The following is a 17,508-nucleotide window of genomic DNA, read 5'->3' on the forward strand; positions in this document are numbered from 1 at the left end:
TAAAAGCTGTCCCGGTCAGTTTGCGCGGGGGCGCCAAATGGCAAAGCCCGAAAGTTCCGCAGAAAATGCTCAGTTCTTGAAACCGGCGCAAAATACATCGGCACATGGGCTCGCGAGGCCATCGCCGACGATGGGCGCGACGGCGACGCCCAATACAACGGACGACATGCCGAAAAGCCCGAATTATTGCGGCAATCTGGCGCATGTGAGGGGGCGCGACTGCGACAATTTATGCCTTGCTTTTCTAATCCAGAAGCCAGCAGCGGCCATGCTCAAAAAACAGACTGATGCCAAAACCGCCCCGCACGATTGCCGGCCGACAGTTACAATTCTGCAACAGGTTGCTGGGGCAACCATCGGCTTCCCCATTGCCGACGACATGTCATCACCGCCATCCATGACGAAGCGATCACGGTCAGCCCCGGTCCATTGCCGGTGTTCTGGGCAGGTGATGACGCCTTTTCACCACTTACCTTCGATTCCGATTTGTCACAGTATCGCCGAAGCTTACCCCGTTCGCACCAGTGAGTTGTCCGCATTCGATGTCCGCCGCACCGACCATCGCACCACATCCCGGTGATTTGCCGCTGCTCCAGGCGGTCGGCATCACCAAGCGGTACGGCGATTTTCTCGCCAACGATTCGGTCGATCTCGATGTGCGTCCCGGCGAGGTCCACGCCCTGCTCGGCGAGAATGGCGCCGGCAAATCGACCCTGGTGAAGGTGATCTACGGACTGATCCAGCCCGGCGGCGGCGAGCTGCGCTGGGAGGGCCAGCGAATCGAGCTCGCCGGGCCGGCGGCGGCGCGCGCGCTCGGCATCGGCATGGTGTTTCAGCACTTCTCGCTGTTCGACAACCTGACGGTGGCCGAGAATGTCGCGCTGGGATTGTCGACCGATGAATCCTTCGGACAGATGTCGGCGCGGCTGGCGGAGGTTTCGCGGACCTACGGCTTGCCGCTCGATCCCAAGCGCGAGGTCTGGCAGCTCTCGGTCGGAGAACGGCAGCGCATCGAGATCGTCCGGCTGCTGATGCAAAATCCGCGGTTTCTCATCCTCGACGAACCCACGGCGGTGCTGACCCCGCAGGAAGCCGACCAGCTCTTCACCGTGCTCGAGCGCCTGACATCCGAGGGACGCGCCGTGCTCTACATCAGCCACAAGCTGGACGAGGTGAAGCGGCTGTGCGATGTCGCAACCATTCTCCGGGCCGGCAAGAAAGTCGCGACCTGCAACCCCCGCGCGGAAACCGCCGGCTCGCTGGCGCGGATGATGGTGGGGGCCGAAATCAAGCAGGTGAAAGCCGCGACCGGCCGCGCGATCACCGTGCCCCGCCTGGTCGTGAATAACCTCAGCGCCGCGCCCGACGAGCCGCACGGCGTCCGCCTCGCGGACATTTCGATCGAGCTGAAAGGCGGTGAAATTCTCGGCATTGCCGGCGTCGCCGGCAACGGCCAGGACGAACTGTTCGCCATCCTCTCCGGCGAGCGGCGCCTGCCCGACCCCTTGACCATCGTCATTGATGGCCAGTCGGCCGGGCATCTGTCCATCACCGAGCGGCGCAAGCTCGGCGCGGCATTCGTGCCGGAAGAGCGGCTGGGACACGGCACCGCGCCACGGATGCGGCTGTCGGAAAATGCCCTGCTGACCGGCCACGCCACCGGCGCCATGGTGCAACACGGCTTCATCAACGCCAAGGCCACGCTCGCCACCGTCGATCGCGCGACGCAGGCCTTCGACGTGCGCAAGGCGAAGCGCGATCCGGAAGCCGCCAGCCTGTCCGGCGGAAACCTGCAGAAGTTCATTGTCGGCCGCGAGATCCTGCGCGACCCCGGCATCCTGGTGGTCAGCCAGCCGACCTGGGGCGTCGACGCGGGCGCCGCCGCCGTGATCCGCCAGGCGCTGCTCGATCTCGCCGCGCGCGGCTCCGCCGTGATGGTGATCAGCCAGGATCTTGATGAACTGTCCGAAATCGCCGACCGCATCGCAGTGATGTTTCACGGACGGCTGTCCGATTCATTGGCGGCCGCGGACGCGGACCGCGAAACCATCGGACTGTTGATGGGCGGCAGCGCCGCGACAAAGCAGGAGGAGCCGCCGCATGCCGCTCGTGCTTGAGAAGCGCACCGAGCGCTCCACGGCGATCGCGCTGGTCTCGCCGCTGATCGCCATCCCGCTGACGCTGGTCACCATGAGCATCGTATTCGCGCTGATCGGCAAGAATCCGATTGCCGCGCTGTCGGCCTATTTCATCCAGCCACTGACCGACAGCTATTCGCTGCAGGAGATCGCGGTGAAGGCCTCGCCTTTGGTGCTGATCGCGGTCGGACTTTCGCTCTGTTATCTCGCCAACGCCTGGAACATCGGCGCCGAGGGACAGCTCGTGATCGGTGCGGTGGCGGGAAGCTGGATCGCGGTCAAGACCCAGGGAACCGACGCCGGCGCCTGGGTGCTGCCGGCCATGCTGCTCTGCGCCGCGATCGCCGGCGCACTCTATGCCCTGATCCCGGCAATCTGCCGGGTGCGGTTCGGCGCCAGCGAAATCCTGACCAGCCTGATGCTGGTCTATGTCGCCGAACTGCTGCTGGACTATCTGGTCCGCGGCCCCTGGCGCGATCCGAACGGCTTCAATTTTCCCACCACCGCCGAATTCGATCCCGTCGCCACGGTGCCGCTGCTGATCGAAGGCACCCGGCTGCATGCCGGCGTGCTGTTGACCATCGTGATCGTGGTCGCAATCTTCGTCCTGCTCGGTCGGACCATCAAGGGTTTCGAAATCCGCGTGGTCGGCGCCGCGCCGCGCGCCGCGCGCTTCGGCGGCTTTAACGCGAACCAGCTCGTCATTCTGACTTTCGCATTGTCGGGCGCGCTCGCCGGCGTCGCGGGGATTATCGAGGTCGCCGGGCCGATCGGCCATCTGCAGCCGGGGATTTCTCCGGGCTACGGCTTCACCGCGATCATTGTCGCCTTTCTCGGCCGGCTGAATCCGGTTGGAATACTAATTGCAGGACTGTTTCTCGCGCTCACCTTCATTGGCGGCGAACAGGCGCAGATCGCGATGAAAATTCCGCTCGACATGACCAAGGTGTTCCAGGGCATCCTGCTGTTCTACGTGCTGGCCTGCGATTCCTTCATTCTCTATCGCATCCGATTGATGACCTCACAGCGAGCGGCAGCCGATGGGATTGGTTGAAGCCATCATTCTCTCGGTGATCGCCGCATCGACGCCGCTGCTGCTGGCGGCGACCGGCGAGCTCGTGGTGGAGCGCGCCGGCGTGCTCAATCTCGGCATCGAGGGCATGATGATCGTCGGCGCGGCCTGCGGGTTCGCTGGCGCGCTTTACACCGGCTCGACCCTGATCGGTGCGCTTTGCGGCATCGGCGCAGGCGTCGCGCTGTCGCTGATCTTTGCGGCGATGGCGCTCGGTCTCGCCGTCAACCAGGTCGCGAGCGGCCTTGCATTGACGATCCTGGGCGTTGGACTTTCGGGATTGATCGGCGCCGGCTTCGTCGGGGAACGAATTGCGATCGCGCCCCGCCTCAACATCCAGGGCCTGACGAACATTCCATTGATCGGACGGATTTTGTTCGGCCAGGATATGTTCGTCTACGTCTCGGTCGCACTGGTCGTTGCAACCTGGTGGTTCCTGTACCGCAGTCGCGCCGGCTTGATCCTGCGCGCGATCGGCGACAATCACATCTCGGCTCACGCGCTGGGATATCCGGTGCTCAAGATCCGCACCCTGGCCGTGTTGTTCGGCGGCGCCTGCGCCGGCCTCGCAGGCGCCTATCTGCCGCTTGCCTACACGCCGTTCTTCATTCCGGGAATGACGGCAGGCCGCGGCTGGATTGCTCTTGCACTGGTCGTGTTCTCGTCGTGGCGTCCGGCACGGCTGGTGATCGGCGCTTACCTGTTCGGCGCCGTGACGATTCTGCAATTGCATGCGCAGGGCGCCGGCGTCGGCGTTCCCTCGCAGTTGATGTCGGCGCTGCCTTATCTTGCCACCGTCATCGTGCTGGTCCTGATATCGCGCGCGCGCACCGGTGGCTCGACCGCCCCAGCCGCGCTCGGCAACGTGTTCGTGCCGGATCGCTAATTTTTTTCCGGAGCGTGTGCGGCGGGAGCCGCGCTCTGGGTGTGTTTGTTCCCCGTCGTCGTGGAGAGAGCTTATGAGAAAAACCTTATTTGCCGCCGCAGCTATTCTGCTTGCGAGTGCAACCGGCCTGACCGGCGCATCGGCTGCCGACAAATTGAAAGTCGGATTCATCTATCTGGGACCGGTCGGCGACTTCGGCTGGACCCACCAGCATAATGTCGGGCGCGAGGAACTGATCAAGGCGCTCGGCGACAAGATCGAGACCACCTACCTCGAGAATGTCGCCGAAGGGCCGGACGCCGAACGCTCCATCGAGCAACTGGTCCGCGCCGGCAACAAGCTGATCTTCACCACATCGTTCGGCTACATGGATCCGACGCTGAAGGTCGCCAAGAAATACCCCAATGTGCATTTCGAGCACGCCACCGGCTACAAGCGCGACAAGAACATGGCGACCTATTCCGCGCGCTGGTATCAGGGCCGCTACATCCAGGGACAGATCGCCGCGAAGATGTCGAAAAAGGGCCTGCTTGGCTATATCGGCTCCTTCCCGATTCCCGAGGTGGTCTCGGGCATCAATGCCACCATTCTCGGCGCGCAAAGCATCAACCCCAATATCAAGGTCAAGATCATCTGGGCGAACACCTGGTTCGATCCCGGCAAGGAAGCGGACGCGGCGAAAGCGCTTTTCGACCAGGGCGTCGACATCGTCATGCAGCACACCGACAGCCCGGCGGCGGTTCAAATCGCCTCCGAGCGCGGCGCGCTGGCCTTCGGCCAGGACTCCGACATGATCAAATTCGGACCGAAGACGCAGCTGACGTCGATCATCGATACCTGGGGCCCCTATTATATCGAACGGGTCAAGGCGGAGCTCAACGGCACCTGGAAGTCGGAAGACACCTGGGGCGGCATCGAAACCAAGATGTTCGTGATGGCGCCCTACACCAACATGCCCGACGATGTGAAGAAAATGGCCGAGGACACCCAAGCCGCTATCACCAAGGGCACGCTGCATCCGTTCAAGTGCCCGGTGCTCGCGCAAGACGGCAAGGAGGTCGAGTGCAAGGGCAGCGGCCATCTCGCCGACGGCCAGATCCTGGGGATGAATTTCTACGTCAAGGGCATCGACGACGCGATCCCGGGCAAATAGCCACTGCCGTTTCGTTATCGGCAAGAGCCCGGACGATTGTCCGGGCTCTTGTTGCGATCAGATGATCCCGCTCATCGCAGCCGCCGCCGCGCTGTGACGCCGGATCAGATCGGCGACATTCAACCCCGGAATCGCACCGTCTTCGACCACCCATTTGCCGCCGACCATGACCCTGTCGGCACGATGCGCGCCGCATAGCACCAGCGCCGCCAGCGGATCGCCGTGACCGGAGAAGCGCAACTCGTCCAGCTTGAACAGCGCCAGATCAGCCATCTTGCCGACGGCAATCCTGCCCAATTCCGGGCGGCCGACGCAGGCTGCCGAGCCTTCGGTGGCCCAGCGCAACGCATCCTTATGGCTGACGCGGGTGACGCCATAACGGGCGCGCTGCAGCAGGAAAGCGGAGCGCACCTCCTGGATCAAATTGGAGCCGTCGTTCGATGCCGAGCCGTCGACGCCGAGCCCGATGGCCACGCCGGCGTCTTCCATGTCGCACACCGGACAGCACCCGGATGCCAGCAGCTGATTACTGCAGGCGCAATGACTGATACTGGTTTTCGCCTTCGCCAGCCGCTGCATCTCGGCGGCGTTGAAATGGACGCCGTGGGCCAGCCATGTGCGCCCGTTCAGCCAGCCGCAATCCTCCAGATAATCCAGCGGGCGGCAGCCGTGCAGCTGTTCACAGAAGCGGTTTTCGTCCTCGGTCTCGGCCAGATGGGTGTGCAGGCGAACGTCGAGGCGGTCCGCCAACGCCGCCGTTGCGCGCATCAGCGACGTCGTCACGGAAAACGGCGAGCATGGCGCCAGCGCAATCTGGACCATGGCCGTGTCGCCGCGCTCGTGGAACTGCGCCACCACGCGCGCGCTGTCGGCCAGGATGGTCTGCTCGTCCTGTACCACACTGTCGGGCGGCAGCCCGCCGTCACGCTGCGAACGGTTCATCGATCCCCGTGTCAGCAGCACCCGCAACCCCAGCCGCCGCGCGACGGCGACTTCGATATCGACCGCGTACTCGAGGCCCGCAGGAAAGACATAGTGATGATCGGTGGTGGTGGTGCAGCCCGACAGCAACAGTTCCGACATCGCCACCGTGACGGCGAGATCGAGATAAGCCGGCGTCAATTTGGCCCAGACCGGATAGAGCGCCTGCAGCCAGGGAAACAGCTCGCGGTCCATGGCGGCCGGGAGTGCCCGTGTCAGGGTCTGATAGAAATGATGATGGGTGTTGATCAGGCCGGGCAGCACCACATGAGCGGAGGCATCGCACACAGCAACGTCACGGGCCACCGGCTGCTTGCCCCTGCCGACCAGTTCGACAACACGCCCGCCGTCGACCACCACACCGCGTTCGGCGCCATCTGTCAGGATGGAAAGAGGATCCTTGATCCAGATCGGTCGATCAGGTGTCGGCATAGGACATCTCCGGAAGCCCGGCCGAATGAGCTCGGCGGGCGTACTGTGGCTATTTTTAGCCACGTCGCTGCCGTCAGACAATTGGCTCCGGATTTGCAAGTCTTTACGAAAGATCGCTTGAATGCCCTGGTGCCGTTTGCGAACCTGACGCCTGCATGGACCTGAACACCATTACGGAGGTCGCGCGCCCGCTGTCCCGGGCGCAGCTGCCCAATTGGACGGCAGGCGATGCATGGCTCGCAGGCGGCACGTTCCTGTTCTCCGAACCGCAACCGCATCTCACCCGCCTGATCGATCTCACCGATCTGCAATGGCCGGCGCTGACCAGGAGCGAGCACGGCCTCGCCATCGCGGCGACCTGCACCGTCGCCGAACTTGCGGGACTCTCCGCCAGCTCGAAGTGGCGCGCGGCCCCGCTGTTCGAGCAGTGCGCGCGCGCCTTCCTCGCCTCGTTCAAGATCTGGAAGGCGGCGACGGTCGGCGGCAATCTCTGCCTGTCACTGCCGGCCGGCCCAATGATTTCACTGGCCACAGCGCTGGACGGCACCTGCACCATCTGGACGCCGGATGGAGGCGAGCGCCACGTCAGCGTGCTCGATTTCATTACCGGCGCGGGACGCAATACACTTGCGCCCGGCGAACTCCTGCGAGCGATCACGCTGCCGGCCACCTCGCTGGCGGCACGAACCGCGTTCCGGCAGATCTCGCTGACGCCGGTCGGCCGCTCGGCGGCGCTGTTGATTGGAACGTCGCCGCGCGACGGCACGTTCGCGCTCACGGTGACGGCGGCGACCGTCAAGCCCGTTCGACTGCAATTCGAGACGATGCCATCGGCGGCGACACTGCGCGATCGCCTCATCAGCGCGATTCCCGATCCGCTCTATCACAGCGACGTTCACGGGCGACCCGCGTGGCGCAAGCAGATGACGCTGCGGCTGGCGGACGAGATCCGCACTGAACTGGCGGGGCCGCCATGACCTACATGATCAACGGCCGGCCGTTCGCGGCGACACCACGCGCCGGCCAATGCCTGCGCACGCTGCTGCGCGAGCTGGCCTGGTACGGCGTGAAGAAGGGCTGCGATGCCGGCGACTGCGGCGCCTGCACGGTGCTGCTCGACGGTGATCCCGTGCACAGCTGTCTTTTTCCCGCGCATCGCGCCGATGGGCACGAAATCACCACCATCGAAGGTCTGGCCTCGGGCGACAGTCCCCATGCCATGCAGCAGGCGTTCCTGAATGCGCAAGCGTTCCAGTGCGGCTTCTGTACTCCGGGCATGATCCTGACCTGCGCCTCGCTGAATCAGGCACAGCGCGCCGACCTGCCGAACGTGTTGAAAGGCAATCTCTGCCGCTGCACCGGTTATCGCGCCATCGACGACGCGCTGGCCAATCGCAGTGAGGTGGAAACCGACGGCACAGGCGACGCCTTCGGCCGCAGTGTCGCGGCGCCGGCGGCGGCGCACGTGGTCCGCGGACAGGCGCCCTACACGTTCGATACCACCATCGCGGGCCTATGCCACATCAAGCTGCTGCGCTCGCCCCACGCCCATGCCCGCATCCGGGGGATCGATACATCTGCAGCGCTGGCGGTGCCGGGCGTGATCGACATCCTGACCTTCCAGAACGCGCCGGCAACGCTGTTCACCACCGGCGTGCATGAATTCACCCGCGACGATGCCCTCGACACCCGCGTGTTCGACGACGTGGTGCGGTTTGTCGGCCAGCGCGTCGCCGCCGTGATCGCCGACACCGAAGCCGCGGCCGAGGAAGGATGCCGCTGGCTCAAGGTGGATTACGAGGTGCTGCCGGCGGTGATCGATCCGGAGCTCGCGATCCTGCCGGGTGCACCGATGGTCCACGACAAGCCGGACTGCCGCATTGTCGACGCCACGCGCAATATGCTGGCCGAGGTCCGCTATCATCTCGGCGATGTCGAGGCCGGCTTTGCCGCGGCGGATTTTGTCTATGACGACACCTTCACCACCCAGCGGGTGCAGCACGCGCACCTGGAAACCCATGGCGGCCTGGCCTGGCTGGACGCGCACGGGCGCATCAATGTGCGCTCCAGCACCCAGACACCCTTCCTCGCCCGCAAGCTGCTGTGCCAGATCTTCGATCTGCCCGCGGACAAGGTGCGTGTGGTGTGCGCGCGGCTGGGCGGCGGCTTCGGCGGCAAGCAGGAGATGCTGGTCGAGGATGTCTTGACTCTTGCCGTGCTGCGCACCGGGCGCCCGGTCAAGCTCGAATTCACCCGCGAGGAGCAATTCATCGGCGCCACCGTGCGCCATCCCATGCGGGTGCGGGTGAAAGCCGGAGCACGCCGCGACGGCACGCTAACGGCGCTGCAGATGGACGTGCTCTCCAACACCGGCGCCTACGGCAATCACGGCCCGGAGGTGCTGTATCACGCCTGCGGGGAATCGATCGCGATCTACAATTGCCCGAACAAGAAGGTCGACGGCATCGCCGCGTACACCCATACGGTGCCGAGCGGCGCGTTCCGCGGCTTCGGCTTGCCGCAGACAACATTTGCCATCGAGTCCGCGATGGATGAACTGGCGCGCGGCCTCGGCCTGTCGCCGTTCGAGATTCGCCGCAAGAACATGATCAGACCGGGCGATCCCATGACATCGCCGGGCAGCGAGCACAGCGACGTCGTCTACGGCAGCTATGGCCTGGACCAGTGCCTCGACCTGGTGGAAGCCGCGATGAATGTATCGCGCGGTCGTGCCCTGCCACTGGCCAAGGAATGGCTGACCGGCGAAGGCATCGCCATGACCATGATCGACACCATCCCGCCGTTCGGTCATTTCGCCGATGTCAAAATCACCCTGCGTGACGACGGTGCCTTCGACCTCGTGGTCGGTACCGTCGAGTTCGGCAACGGCACCAGCACCGTGCATCGCCAGATCGCGGCCACGGCGCTGGCGACCTCGGTCGACAGCATCCGCCTGCATCAATCCGACACCGACCATGGCGGGCATGACACCGGTGCCTATGGCAGCGCCGGCACCTTCGTGGCCGGGCGGGCGACCGAGCTGGCCGCGAAGGCCCTGCGCGACAGCATCCTGCTGTTCGCCTCCACGCTGGAGAAAGCCGGGCCCGAGACCTGCCGGCTGGATCGAGATCTCGTCGTCTGCGGAGCGCGGCGCATTCCACTCACCGAGATCGCCGCGGCTACGCGCACCCAGGGCAACGCGCTGTCAGGGCACGGGCACAGCAATGGATCGCCGCGCTCGGTCGCCTTCAATGTGCAGGGATTCCGGGTCGCAGTGCATAGCGGCACCGGGGAGCTGCGCATTCTCGACAGCGTGCAGGCGGCGGACGCCGGCCGCGTGGTCAACCCGATGCAGTGCCGCGGCCAGGTCGAAGGCGGCGTCGCCCAGGGGATTGGCGCTGCGCTATACGAGGAGGTCATTCTCGATGCCGAAGGGCGCGTGGTGAACGCGAAATTCCGCGACTATCACCTGCCCTCGTTCGCCGACCTGCCGCGCACCGAGGTGCTGTTCGCGCAGACGTCGGACACGGTCGGCCCGCTTGGCGCGAAATCCATGAGCGAGAGCCCCTACAATCCGGTCGCCGCCGCACTCGGCAACGCCATCGCCGATGCCACCGGCATCCGTTTTCGCGACTTGCCGTTCAAACCGGACCGGCTGTTTCCGGCGCTGGCGGAGAAGTTTGGAACCAGCACCTCGACGTGAGCCGCATCCAACCGGTTTTCAATTTTCAGAATCATGCCCTAGGCTGAGGTCAGCCCTGTCGTGGCTTGAGGTTGCAGCATGGAATTCCGCCAGATCCGATATACCCTTGCGGTGGCCAAGCAGCGCAGCTTCACCAAGGCGGCGAGCCGCCTGAACATTTCCCAGTCCGCGGTCAGCGAACAGGTGCGCCTGCTCGAGGAGGAGGTCGGCTTTCCGCTATTCGCCCGCACGCCGCGCGGCATCGAGCTGACTGACCGCGGCCGCACCTTTCTCTACGAAGCCGAACGGGTGGTCGGCGATCTCCTCAGCCTCTCCGACACCGCGCGGCGCCTCAAGGGCGCCATCTCGGACACCCTGACCATCGGCATGGGCTCCGGCATGGCGCAGATCTTCATGCCGCGGCTGTTTCCCCGCCTGCATGAGATCCTGCCGGGCGTGCGGCTGGAGTTGCTGACCGCGCCGACCAAGAACATCTTCAACGAACTGCACGAGGAGCGCATCGACGCCGGTCTCGCCATCGAGACCGATCCGGACCGGCTGCCCGCGGGCCTGGTGTTCTTCCGACTGACCACGGCGGAGCTCGCGCTGATCGTGCCGCCCAAGCATCCCCTTGCCCGCTCGAAGGCGCCGGTCGATATCGGCCGCCTGCTGGCCGAGCCGATCATCATGAGCGAACTGACGGTGGGATATGGCCAGGCGGTGCTGTCGCTGTTCACCGATCTCGGCACCCGCCCCAACATCCTGGCGATCGCCGATAATATCGAGACCATCAAGGTGATCGTGCAATCAGGCAAAGGCATCGCCATCGTGCCCCGCGCCTGCGCGGAGAACGAGGTCGCGCTCGGCGTGCTGAAGGCACTGGCGATCACGCCCAGCCGCAGCGTGGCGCTCAGCCTGTTCCGCCGCCGGCAGCCGCTGTCCCGCCGCAAGGAATCCTTCCTGACCTCGCTGCAGGATGCCTTGAAGGATTCCTGACGGCCCGGAGCGCCGGAACCGCCCCTTATCGGAGAAACCGATAGCCGCATCAAAAATTGATTTTTGACTCGGATTGCCGCAGCCACCCATAGTTTGGACCGCGATGCACCGCCTTGTTCGCCCGGCGAACAGCCGCATTCCGCCGGAAACATGGGCTTTCCGGCCATTCCGGAGGAGCGATCCCGTCTCATGACAGCCGCCGCAGCACCCCGTTTCCGGATCGGTATCGATACCGGAGGCACTTTCACCGATATCGTTTCAGTCGATAGCACCACCGGCGCCATGCACGTGACCAAGGTCTCGAGCACGCCCACCAATCCCGCGATCGGCCTGGTGCGCGGCGTCAACGACATTCTCGGCGCCGCCGGTGGCAGCGCCGACGACGTCGCGGGCCTCGCCCACGGCACGACGGTCGCCACCAACGCATTGCTGCAGGGGCAGATCGATTCGCTGGGGCTGATCGTCACCGCGGGCTTTCGCCACATCCTCGAGATCGCCCGGCAATCGGTGCCGGAGGGCTATGGCAACTCGTATTTCTGGGTGAAGCCCGATCGCCTGGTACCGCTGCAGTTCGTGCGCGAAGTCGGCGGCCGGCTGGATTTCCGCGGCAACCAGCTGCACCCGCTCGATGAGGATAGCGTGCGCGAGGCGGCGCGCTATTTCCGCAAGCACGGCACCCGCGCCATCGGCCTCTGCCTGATTCATTCCTATGCCAACGACGCCCACGAGCGGCGGGCGGCGGAGATCGTCGCCGAGGAATATCCCGAAGCGACGCTGTCGCTGTCGTGCGCGGTGCTGCCGGAATACCGCGAATACGAGCGCGCGGTCACCACTCTGGTCGACGCCTTCGTCAAGCCGTACATGGAGCGCTACCTCAAACGCGTGCATGACGAATTGGGCCCGCTGAAGGACAAGCCGTTCCTGGTGATGCAGTCGAGCGGCGGCGTGGCGAGCACCGATCAGGTGGTGAAGAAGCCGATCACCACGGCCCTGTCCGGCCCGGCGGCGGGCGCGCTCGGCAGCGCGGTGATCGCTGAAATCGCCGGCTTCCCGAATCTGGTGACGCTCGATGCCGGCGGCACCTCGACCGACCTCTGCCTGATCGAAGGCGCCAAGCCGCATATCACCAATGGCGGATCTGTCGGCCCCTTCCCGGTTCGCATCCCGATGATCGACATCGAGACCATCGGCACCGGCGGCGGCTCGATCGCCTGGATCAGCCGCGAAGGACATCTGAAGGTCGGCCCGCGCAGCGCCGGCGCCGAACCCGGCCCGATGTGCTATCCGCGCGGCGGCAACGAGCCGACCATCACTGACGCCAACCTGGTGCTGGGACGCATTCCTCCGGCGCTGATCGGCGGCGGCATCGCGCTCGACATCGAACGCTCGCGCCGCGGCATCGCCGCGCTCGCCGAAAAGCTTCCGGGCAACATGAGTGTGGAGCAGCTCGCCAGCGGCATCATCGAGATCGCCAACTGGAACCAGGCCAACGCCATCCGGCAGATGACGATCCAGCGCGGCATCGATCCACGCGGTTTCGCGCTGTTGTCGTTCGGCGGCGCCGGGCCGGCGCAATCCGCCGCGGTGATGGACCTGCTCGGCATGAAGGCCTGCATCGTGCCGCCCAATCCCGGCAACCTGTCCGCCTTCGGCCTGCTTGCGGTCGACTGGCGCACCGATCACATCGTGACCAAGGTAATGCACGAGGACAGCATCGATCTCGCAGGGATCGCCGCGCACTATGCCGCGCTGGAGCACGAGGCGATCGAGACGCTGAAGCGCGACGGCATCGATCCGTCACGGATCCGCATCGTGCGCGAGGCGGACGTGCGCTATGCCGGCCAGTCGATGGAGGTGCGGGTCACGGCACCGGGCGGCGCGCTCGACCAGGGCTTCCTGACGGCGCTGATCGACGCTTTCCATGCCGCGCACCGGCGTACCTTCGGCTATGACTATGCGGGACGGCAGAAGGTCGAACTGGTCAATTTCTGCGTCTCCGGCTTCGGCATGATCGAGCGCCCGACCATGCCGAAACTCAGCGAACGCAGCGCCACCCCCGCCCGCAAGGCGGTGCGCCCGATCTATGTCGACGGCGCCTTTCACGACACGCCGATCTATGACCGCGCCGTGCTGTCGCCGGGCTTCCGCCTGGAGGGACCGGCCGTGGTCGAGGAATTCGGATCGACCACGGTGGTCTTTCCCGGCCAGCATCTCGACGTCGATCCGCACGGCATCCTGATCATCCGCCCGACGAAGGCACAGCTCGAGGTCGTCCGATGAGCCTGACATCCGCAAAGCCATCCAAGCCGTGGCCGACCGCGCCGGCGAGCGTCGCCAGCAACGTCGACCCGATCATCCTGCAGATCATCGAGGGCACGCTGAACTCGATCGAGGCGGAGATCGAATACGCCATCGAACGCACCGCGCGCTCGCCGATGATCCGCGAGGCGCACGACTACCGCGTCGGCCTGTTCGACCGCTATTGCCGCAAGCTGACAGGACGCTCCTATTCGGCAATGCCGAATGCGGTGGTGCGCGACTTCCCGCCGGAAACCATGCGGCCGGGCGACGTGTTCCTGATGAACGACACCTATCTGACCGAAGGCAGCATCGGCCACCTGCCCGATCTGTGCAGCACCGTGCCTGTGTTCCACGAGGGCGAGGTGGTCGCCTACATCCAGGCGTTCGGCCATCACGACGACATCGGCGGCAAGGTGCCGGGCTCGATGCCGGGCACCGCCGCCACCGTGTTCGAGGAAGGCCTCGCGATTCCGCCGGTCAAACTCTACAGCGAAGGCGTGCGCAACGAGGCCGTCTACACCATCATCAAGCGCAACACCCGGGTGCCGGAGATGCTGGCGGCCGATCTCGACAGCGAGATGCAGGCCTGCATCATGGGCGCGCGCCGGATGGCCGGCCTGTTCGAGCGTTTCGGCCGCGCCCAGGTCGAGGCCTGCTTCCAGGCCATCCTGGACAAATGCCGCGACATCTACCGCAACGAGCTGCTCGCCAAGATCGCCGACGGCGAATACGTCTGGGAAGACTATGTCGAGCATGACGGCGTCACCGATCCCAAACTGCACAAGCTGGTGATGAAGATGATCAAGAAGGGTGGGCGCATCACCCTCGACTTCACCGGCACCGATCCGCAATCGACCGGCCCGATCAACTGGCCCGCCGACTATGCCGACGGCGCCTTCCTGATCAAATGGATCGCCCCCATTTTGCGCAATCTCGCCGATACGCCGGAGCGCGCCGCCGAGATCCATGTCAACGAGGGCGTGTGCGAGGTGTTCGACATCGTGTTCCCGCCCAAGGGCACGCTGATCACGCCGGAATGGCCGGCGGCGACCAATGCGCGCTCGTTCGTGCTGCTGCGCGTGCTCGGGCTGCTGGCGGGCGTGGTGGCGCAGGCCGTTGACGGCCGCATGCCGGCAGACCAGGAAACCATCCGCTACACCGGCTTTTACGGCACCGATGCCGACGGCAACTCGTTCCTGTCGCGCGAGGTGCTGGGTGGCGGCTCGGGCGGGCGCTATTACGCCGACGGCAATGACGCCATTCACATCGTGCCGGATTCACGCAACCAGCCGGCGGAATTCACCGAGACCCGGTTTCCGCTGCTGGTCGAGAAGCTCGCGCTCAACACCGATTCCGGCGGCGCCGGCTTGCGCCGCGGCGGGCTCGGCTATGAGAAGCATTATCGTGCGCTGGTGGATTGCCGCACCATCGTTACCGCCGACCGGGTACGGCTTGGCTGTTATGGCCTCAATGGCGGCAAGGCCGGCGCACCGTTCTGCGTCACCGTCGACCTTGACGGCGAGGCACGCGATCTCGGCGGCCTGGTCGACGGCGAGCCGGTGCTCGCGGGGCAGATCGTCCGCGTGGTCACCACCGGCGGCGGCGGCTGGGGCGATCCGCTGCAGCGCGAACCGGAGCGGGTGCACCAGGACGTGATCGAAGGCCGGGTGTCGCCGGAGCGTGCGCGAGAGGATTATGGCGTGGTGCTGATCCGCGCCTCCGGCCTCGACGATGGCGAAATCGACCACGACGCCACCGAGAAGTTGCGGGCCGACAAGCGAGCCCAGCAGTCGCCATCGCCGCCGATGATCGACCGCGGCGCCGGATACGACCTGATGCTGAGCGGGCAAGCGAAGCCGCGCATGAAAGCCGGGGTCTAGGCAATTGCCGACGGGCGGATGAGCTGCCTTGTCGCGGGTCCGGGGGCGGCGCGCGGCATGGTCCTTGCCTCAGGAATCGGCAGATGGGGACCAGATTTGCTGGTTCCCAGCGGTTGTCGGTGATTGAACAGGGAGAATTGCGATGGGAATTGATGGCAAAAGCACCCGGCGGCAATTGATGGCTGGCCTCGCCGGCCTGACGGCGGCGGCAGCGCTGCCGGCGGCGGCGCAGGACAAGCCGGCCGACAAGGTCAAGGTCGGTGTCTTTCCCCTGAGTTCGTCGCTGCCGTATTTCGTGGCGCTGGAGCGCGGGTTCTTCAAAGAGGTCAATATCGATCCCGAAACCATCAAGCTGATGGGCGGGCCGGCCAATGTCGCCGCCCTGATCACCAACCAAATCGAGGTCTCGGTGGTGCTGGTGATGCTCGAGGGCATGAACGCCAACGTGAAAAAGCCGGGCGTCGCAACCTATATTTCCGCGAACAGCCAGACCAAGACCTGGCAGATGGAACAGTTCGTGGTCCGCACCGACTTCAAGGCCGAGACCATCAAGGATCTCAAGGGCGCCAAGCTGATGACCGCGCCGGGGCCGGCCAACTTCAACACCGCCAAGGCGGTGCTGGCCAAGAACGGGCTCAAGGACGGCGACTACTCGATCGACCAGCTCGACATGGGCCAGCACATCAACGTGATGAAGGCCGGCACCTTCGACGGCGGCTATACGCTGGAGCCACAGGCCACCATCATGCGGAAGATGGGAATCGCCCGCACACTGGAAGCCGGCCTGATCTCGAAGTACATTTTGGGCGACGAAGCCGCCAACAGCTATGCCGCGGGATGCGCCCTTTCCGCCGACTTCATCGCGGGCCGCCCCGACGTCGCCAAGCGCTTCGCGACCGCCTGGGGCAAGGCCATCGCCTACATCAACACCCAGCCCAACGAGGCGCGCAAATACCTTGCCAAGAACACGCTGACGCCGGACGACGTGGTCGATGACGTGCCGATGCTCGGCTACGCCATGGTCAAGGATATGTCGCCGAAGCAAATGGACGAATGGCAGAAGCTGGTCGATTTCGGCACCGAGATCGGCGTGGTGCCGGAGAAGATCGACATCAAGAAGTTCGTGGCCGCACTCTGACCTGGGGCACGACCATGGCGGGGCGAACGGCAGCGGCACTATCGACGGCGGATTCTCTCGGGGCACAGCGGCTCGCAACGGTGAACCGCACCGCGCCCCATGTCACCATCCGGGGCTTGAGCAAGCGCTTCGACGGCGCGGTGATCTACGACAATTTCGATCTCGATCTGCCGCGCGGCAAGCTGATCTCGATCTTCGGTCCCAACGGCTGCGGCAAAAGCACGCTGATCAACATGATCGCCGGCCTGATCCCGGTCGACGCCGGCGAAATCCTGTTCGACGGCATGCGTCTGGACCAGATCAAGTTCGGCTACGTGTTCCAGAACTATCGGGAGGCGATGTTCCCCTGGCTGCGCGCGGTGCAGAACATCGAATATCCACTGAAGAAGATGGGCCTGCCGAAACGCCAGCGGCGCGACCGCATCGAGCGGCTGGTGGCCCATCTCGGCGTGAAACTCGACCTCAATCTCTATCCCTACCAGATGTCCGGCGGCCAGCAGCAGCTGGTCTCGATCATGCGCGCCTTGATCGTGGAGCCGGAAATCCTGTTCCTGGACGAGCCGTTCTCCGCGCTCGACTACGAAATGACGCTATTCATCCGCGAGCAGTTGCAGCGCATCTTCATCGAGACCGGCACCACGACGGTACTGGTGTCGCACGATCTCGAAGAGGCGGTGTACCTCGCCGACCGCATCCTGCTCCTGTCGCGCCATCCGGCGCGAGTGGCGGACTTTGTGCATTACGATGCGGCGCGGCCGCGCGACGGCGCAACCTTGTCCGATCCCGACTTCGTCCGCGTCAAGGCGCATTGCCTCGAGATCTTCCAGCGTGAAGTCCGTAAAGGATGAT

General features: G+C 64.9%; 13 protein-coding genes. 12 read left to right on the top strand and 1 reads right to left on the bottom strand.

Translation table 11 applies throughout. The features are described from left to right. Positions 1-37 precede the first annotated feature (37 nt). From RS897_RS39910 to RS897_RS39930, 5 genes are all read left to right on the top strand, one after another. A complete protein-coding gene (locus RS897_RS39910) occupies positions 38-580 on the top strand; it encodes a hypothetical protein (RefSeq protein ID WP_315834141.1) in 543 nt (180 codons plus the stop codon). Then, positions 543-2,117 carry an ABC transporter ATP-binding protein gene (locus tag RS897_RS39915; protein WP_315834142.1) on the top strand — a complete coding sequence of 525 codons (1,575 nt, stop codon included), beginning with the start codon at positions 543-545 and terminating at the stop codon, positions 2,115-2,117. The genes RS897_RS39910 and RS897_RS39915 overlap by 38 nt, the downstream gene beginning before the upstream one ends. Then, complete coding sequence (locus tag RS897_RS39920) at positions 2,101-3,192, top strand: ABC transporter permease (protein WP_315834143.1); 1,092 nt, start codon at positions 2,101-2,103, stop codon at positions 3,190-3,192. The genes RS897_RS39915 and RS897_RS39920 overlap by 17 nt, the downstream gene beginning before the upstream one ends. Next, a complete protein-coding gene (locus RS897_RS39925; RefSeq protein ID WP_315834144.1) occupies positions 3,179-4,096 on the top strand; it encodes an ABC transporter permease in 918 nt (305 codons plus the stop codon). Before RS897_RS39920 ends, RS897_RS39925 begins: the two co-directional genes overlap by 14 nt. Before the next feature lie 73 nt (positions 4,097-4,169). Further along, positions 4,170-5,249, top strand: a complete 1,080-nt coding sequence (locus tag RS897_RS39930; protein ID WP_315834145.1) for a BMP family ABC transporter substrate-binding protein — start codon at positions 4,170-4,172, stop codon at positions 5,247-5,249. Positions 5,250-5,306: 57 nt separating this feature from the next. On the opposite strand, the gene RS897_RS39935 is transcribed toward RS897_RS39930, so the two are convergent. Then, positions 5,307-6,662 carry an 8-oxoguanine deaminase gene (locus tag RS897_RS39935; RefSeq protein WP_315834146.1) on the bottom strand — a complete coding sequence of 452 codons (1,356 nt, stop codon included), beginning with the start codon at positions 6,660-6,662 and terminating at the stop codon, positions 5,307-5,309. A gap of 155 nt (positions 6,663-6,817) precedes the next feature. On the opposite strand from RS897_RS39935, the gene RS897_RS39940 reads away from it, so the two are divergent. From RS897_RS39940 to RS897_RS39970, 7 genes are all read left to right on the top strand, one after another. Beyond that, positions 6,818-7,639: an FAD binding domain-containing protein gene (locus RS897_RS39940; RefSeq protein WP_315834147.1), complete on the top strand. Its 822-nt coding sequence runs from the start codon at positions 6,818-6,820 to the stop codon at positions 7,637-7,639. After that, complete coding sequence (locus RS897_RS39945) at positions 7,636-10,365, top strand: molybdopterin-dependent oxidoreductase (protein WP_315834148.1); 2,730 nt, start codon at positions 7,636-7,638, stop codon at positions 10,363-10,365. The genes RS897_RS39940 and RS897_RS39945 overlap by 4 nt, the downstream gene beginning before the upstream one ends. Positions 10,366-10,443: 78 nt before the next feature. Continuing rightward, entirely contained in the window at positions 10,444-11,340 is an 897-nt protein-coding gene (locus RS897_RS39950) for a LysR family transcriptional regulator (RefSeq protein ID WP_315834149.1), read from the top strand. 189 nt (positions 11,341-11,529) lie between these two features. Continuing rightward, positions 11,530-13,620: a hydantoinase/oxoprolinase family protein gene (locus tag RS897_RS39955; RefSeq protein WP_315834150.1), complete on the top strand. Its 2,091-nt coding sequence runs from the start codon at positions 11,530-11,532 to the stop codon at positions 13,618-13,620. Beyond that, on the top strand, positions 13,617-15,521 hold the full coding sequence (locus tag RS897_RS39960; RefSeq protein WP_315834151.1) for a hydantoinase B/oxoprolinase family protein: 1,905 nt from the start codon (positions 13,617-13,619) through the stop codon (positions 15,519-15,521). The genes RS897_RS39955 and RS897_RS39960 overlap by 4 nt, the downstream gene beginning before the upstream one ends. Before the next feature lie 142 nt (positions 15,522-15,663). Beyond that, entirely contained in the window at positions 15,664-16,659 is a 996-nt protein-coding gene (locus RS897_RS39965; protein ID WP_315834152.1) for an ABC transporter substrate-binding protein, read from the top strand. A gap of 14 nt (positions 16,660-16,673) precedes the next feature. Further along, positions 16,674-17,507, top strand: coding sequence for an ABC transporter ATP-binding protein (locus tag RS897_RS39970; RefSeq protein WP_315834153.1), 834 nt, complete (start codon positions 16,674-16,676; stop codon positions 17,505-17,507). Position 17,508: the final 1 nt, after the last annotated feature.

This window comes from Bradyrhizobium prioriisuperbiae (assembly GCF_032397745.1).
GTDB classification, from domain to species: domain Bacteria; phylum Pseudomonadota; class Alphaproteobacteria; order Rhizobiales; family Xanthobacteraceae; genus Bradyrhizobium_A; species Bradyrhizobium_A prioriisuperbiae.

Coding starts and splice junctions, on each gene's coding strand:
- RS897_RS39910 (WP_315834141.1), top strand. CDS start 38: ATGGCAAAGCCCGAAAGTTCCGCAGAAAATGCTCAGTTCTTGAAACCG.
- RS897_RS39915 (WP_315834142.1), top strand. CDS start 543: ATGTCCGCCGCACCGACCATCGCACCACATCCCGGTGATTTGCCGCTG.
- RS897_RS39920 (WP_315834143.1), top strand. CDS start 2,101: ATGCCGCTCGTGCTTGAGAAGCGCACCGAGCGCTCCACGGCGATCGCG.
- RS897_RS39925 (WP_315834144.1), top strand. CDS start 3,179: ATGGGATTGGTTGAAGCCATCATTCTCTCGGTGATCGCCGCATCGACG.
- RS897_RS39930 (WP_315834145.1), top strand. CDS start 4,170: ATGAGAAAAACCTTATTTGCCGCCGCAGCTATTCTGCTTGCGAGTGCA.
- RS897_RS39935 (WP_315834146.1), bottom strand. CDS start 6,662: ATGCCGACACCTGATCGACCGATCTGGATCAAGGATCCTCTTTCCATC.
- RS897_RS39940 (WP_315834147.1), top strand. CDS start 6,818: ATGGACCTGAACACCATTACGGAGGTCGCGCGCCCGCTGTCCCGGGCG.
- RS897_RS39945 (WP_315834148.1), top strand. CDS start 7,636: ATGACCTACATGATCAACGGCCGGCCGTTCGCGGCGACACCACGCGCC.
- RS897_RS39950 (WP_315834149.1), top strand. CDS start 10,444: ATGGAATTCCGCCAGATCCGATATACCCTTGCGGTGGCCAAGCAGCGC.
- RS897_RS39955 (WP_315834150.1), top strand. CDS start 11,530: ATGACAGCCGCCGCAGCACCCCGTTTCCGGATCGGTATCGATACCGGA.
- RS897_RS39960 (WP_315834151.1), top strand. CDS start 13,617: ATGAGCCTGACATCCGCAAAGCCATCCAAGCCGTGGCCGACCGCGCCG.
- RS897_RS39965 (WP_315834152.1), top strand. CDS start 15,664: ATGGGAATTGATGGCAAAAGCACCCGGCGGCAATTGATGGCTGGCCTC.
- RS897_RS39970 (WP_315834153.1), top strand. CDS start 16,674: ATGGCGGGGCGAACGGCAGCGGCACTATCGACGGCGGATTCTCTCGGG.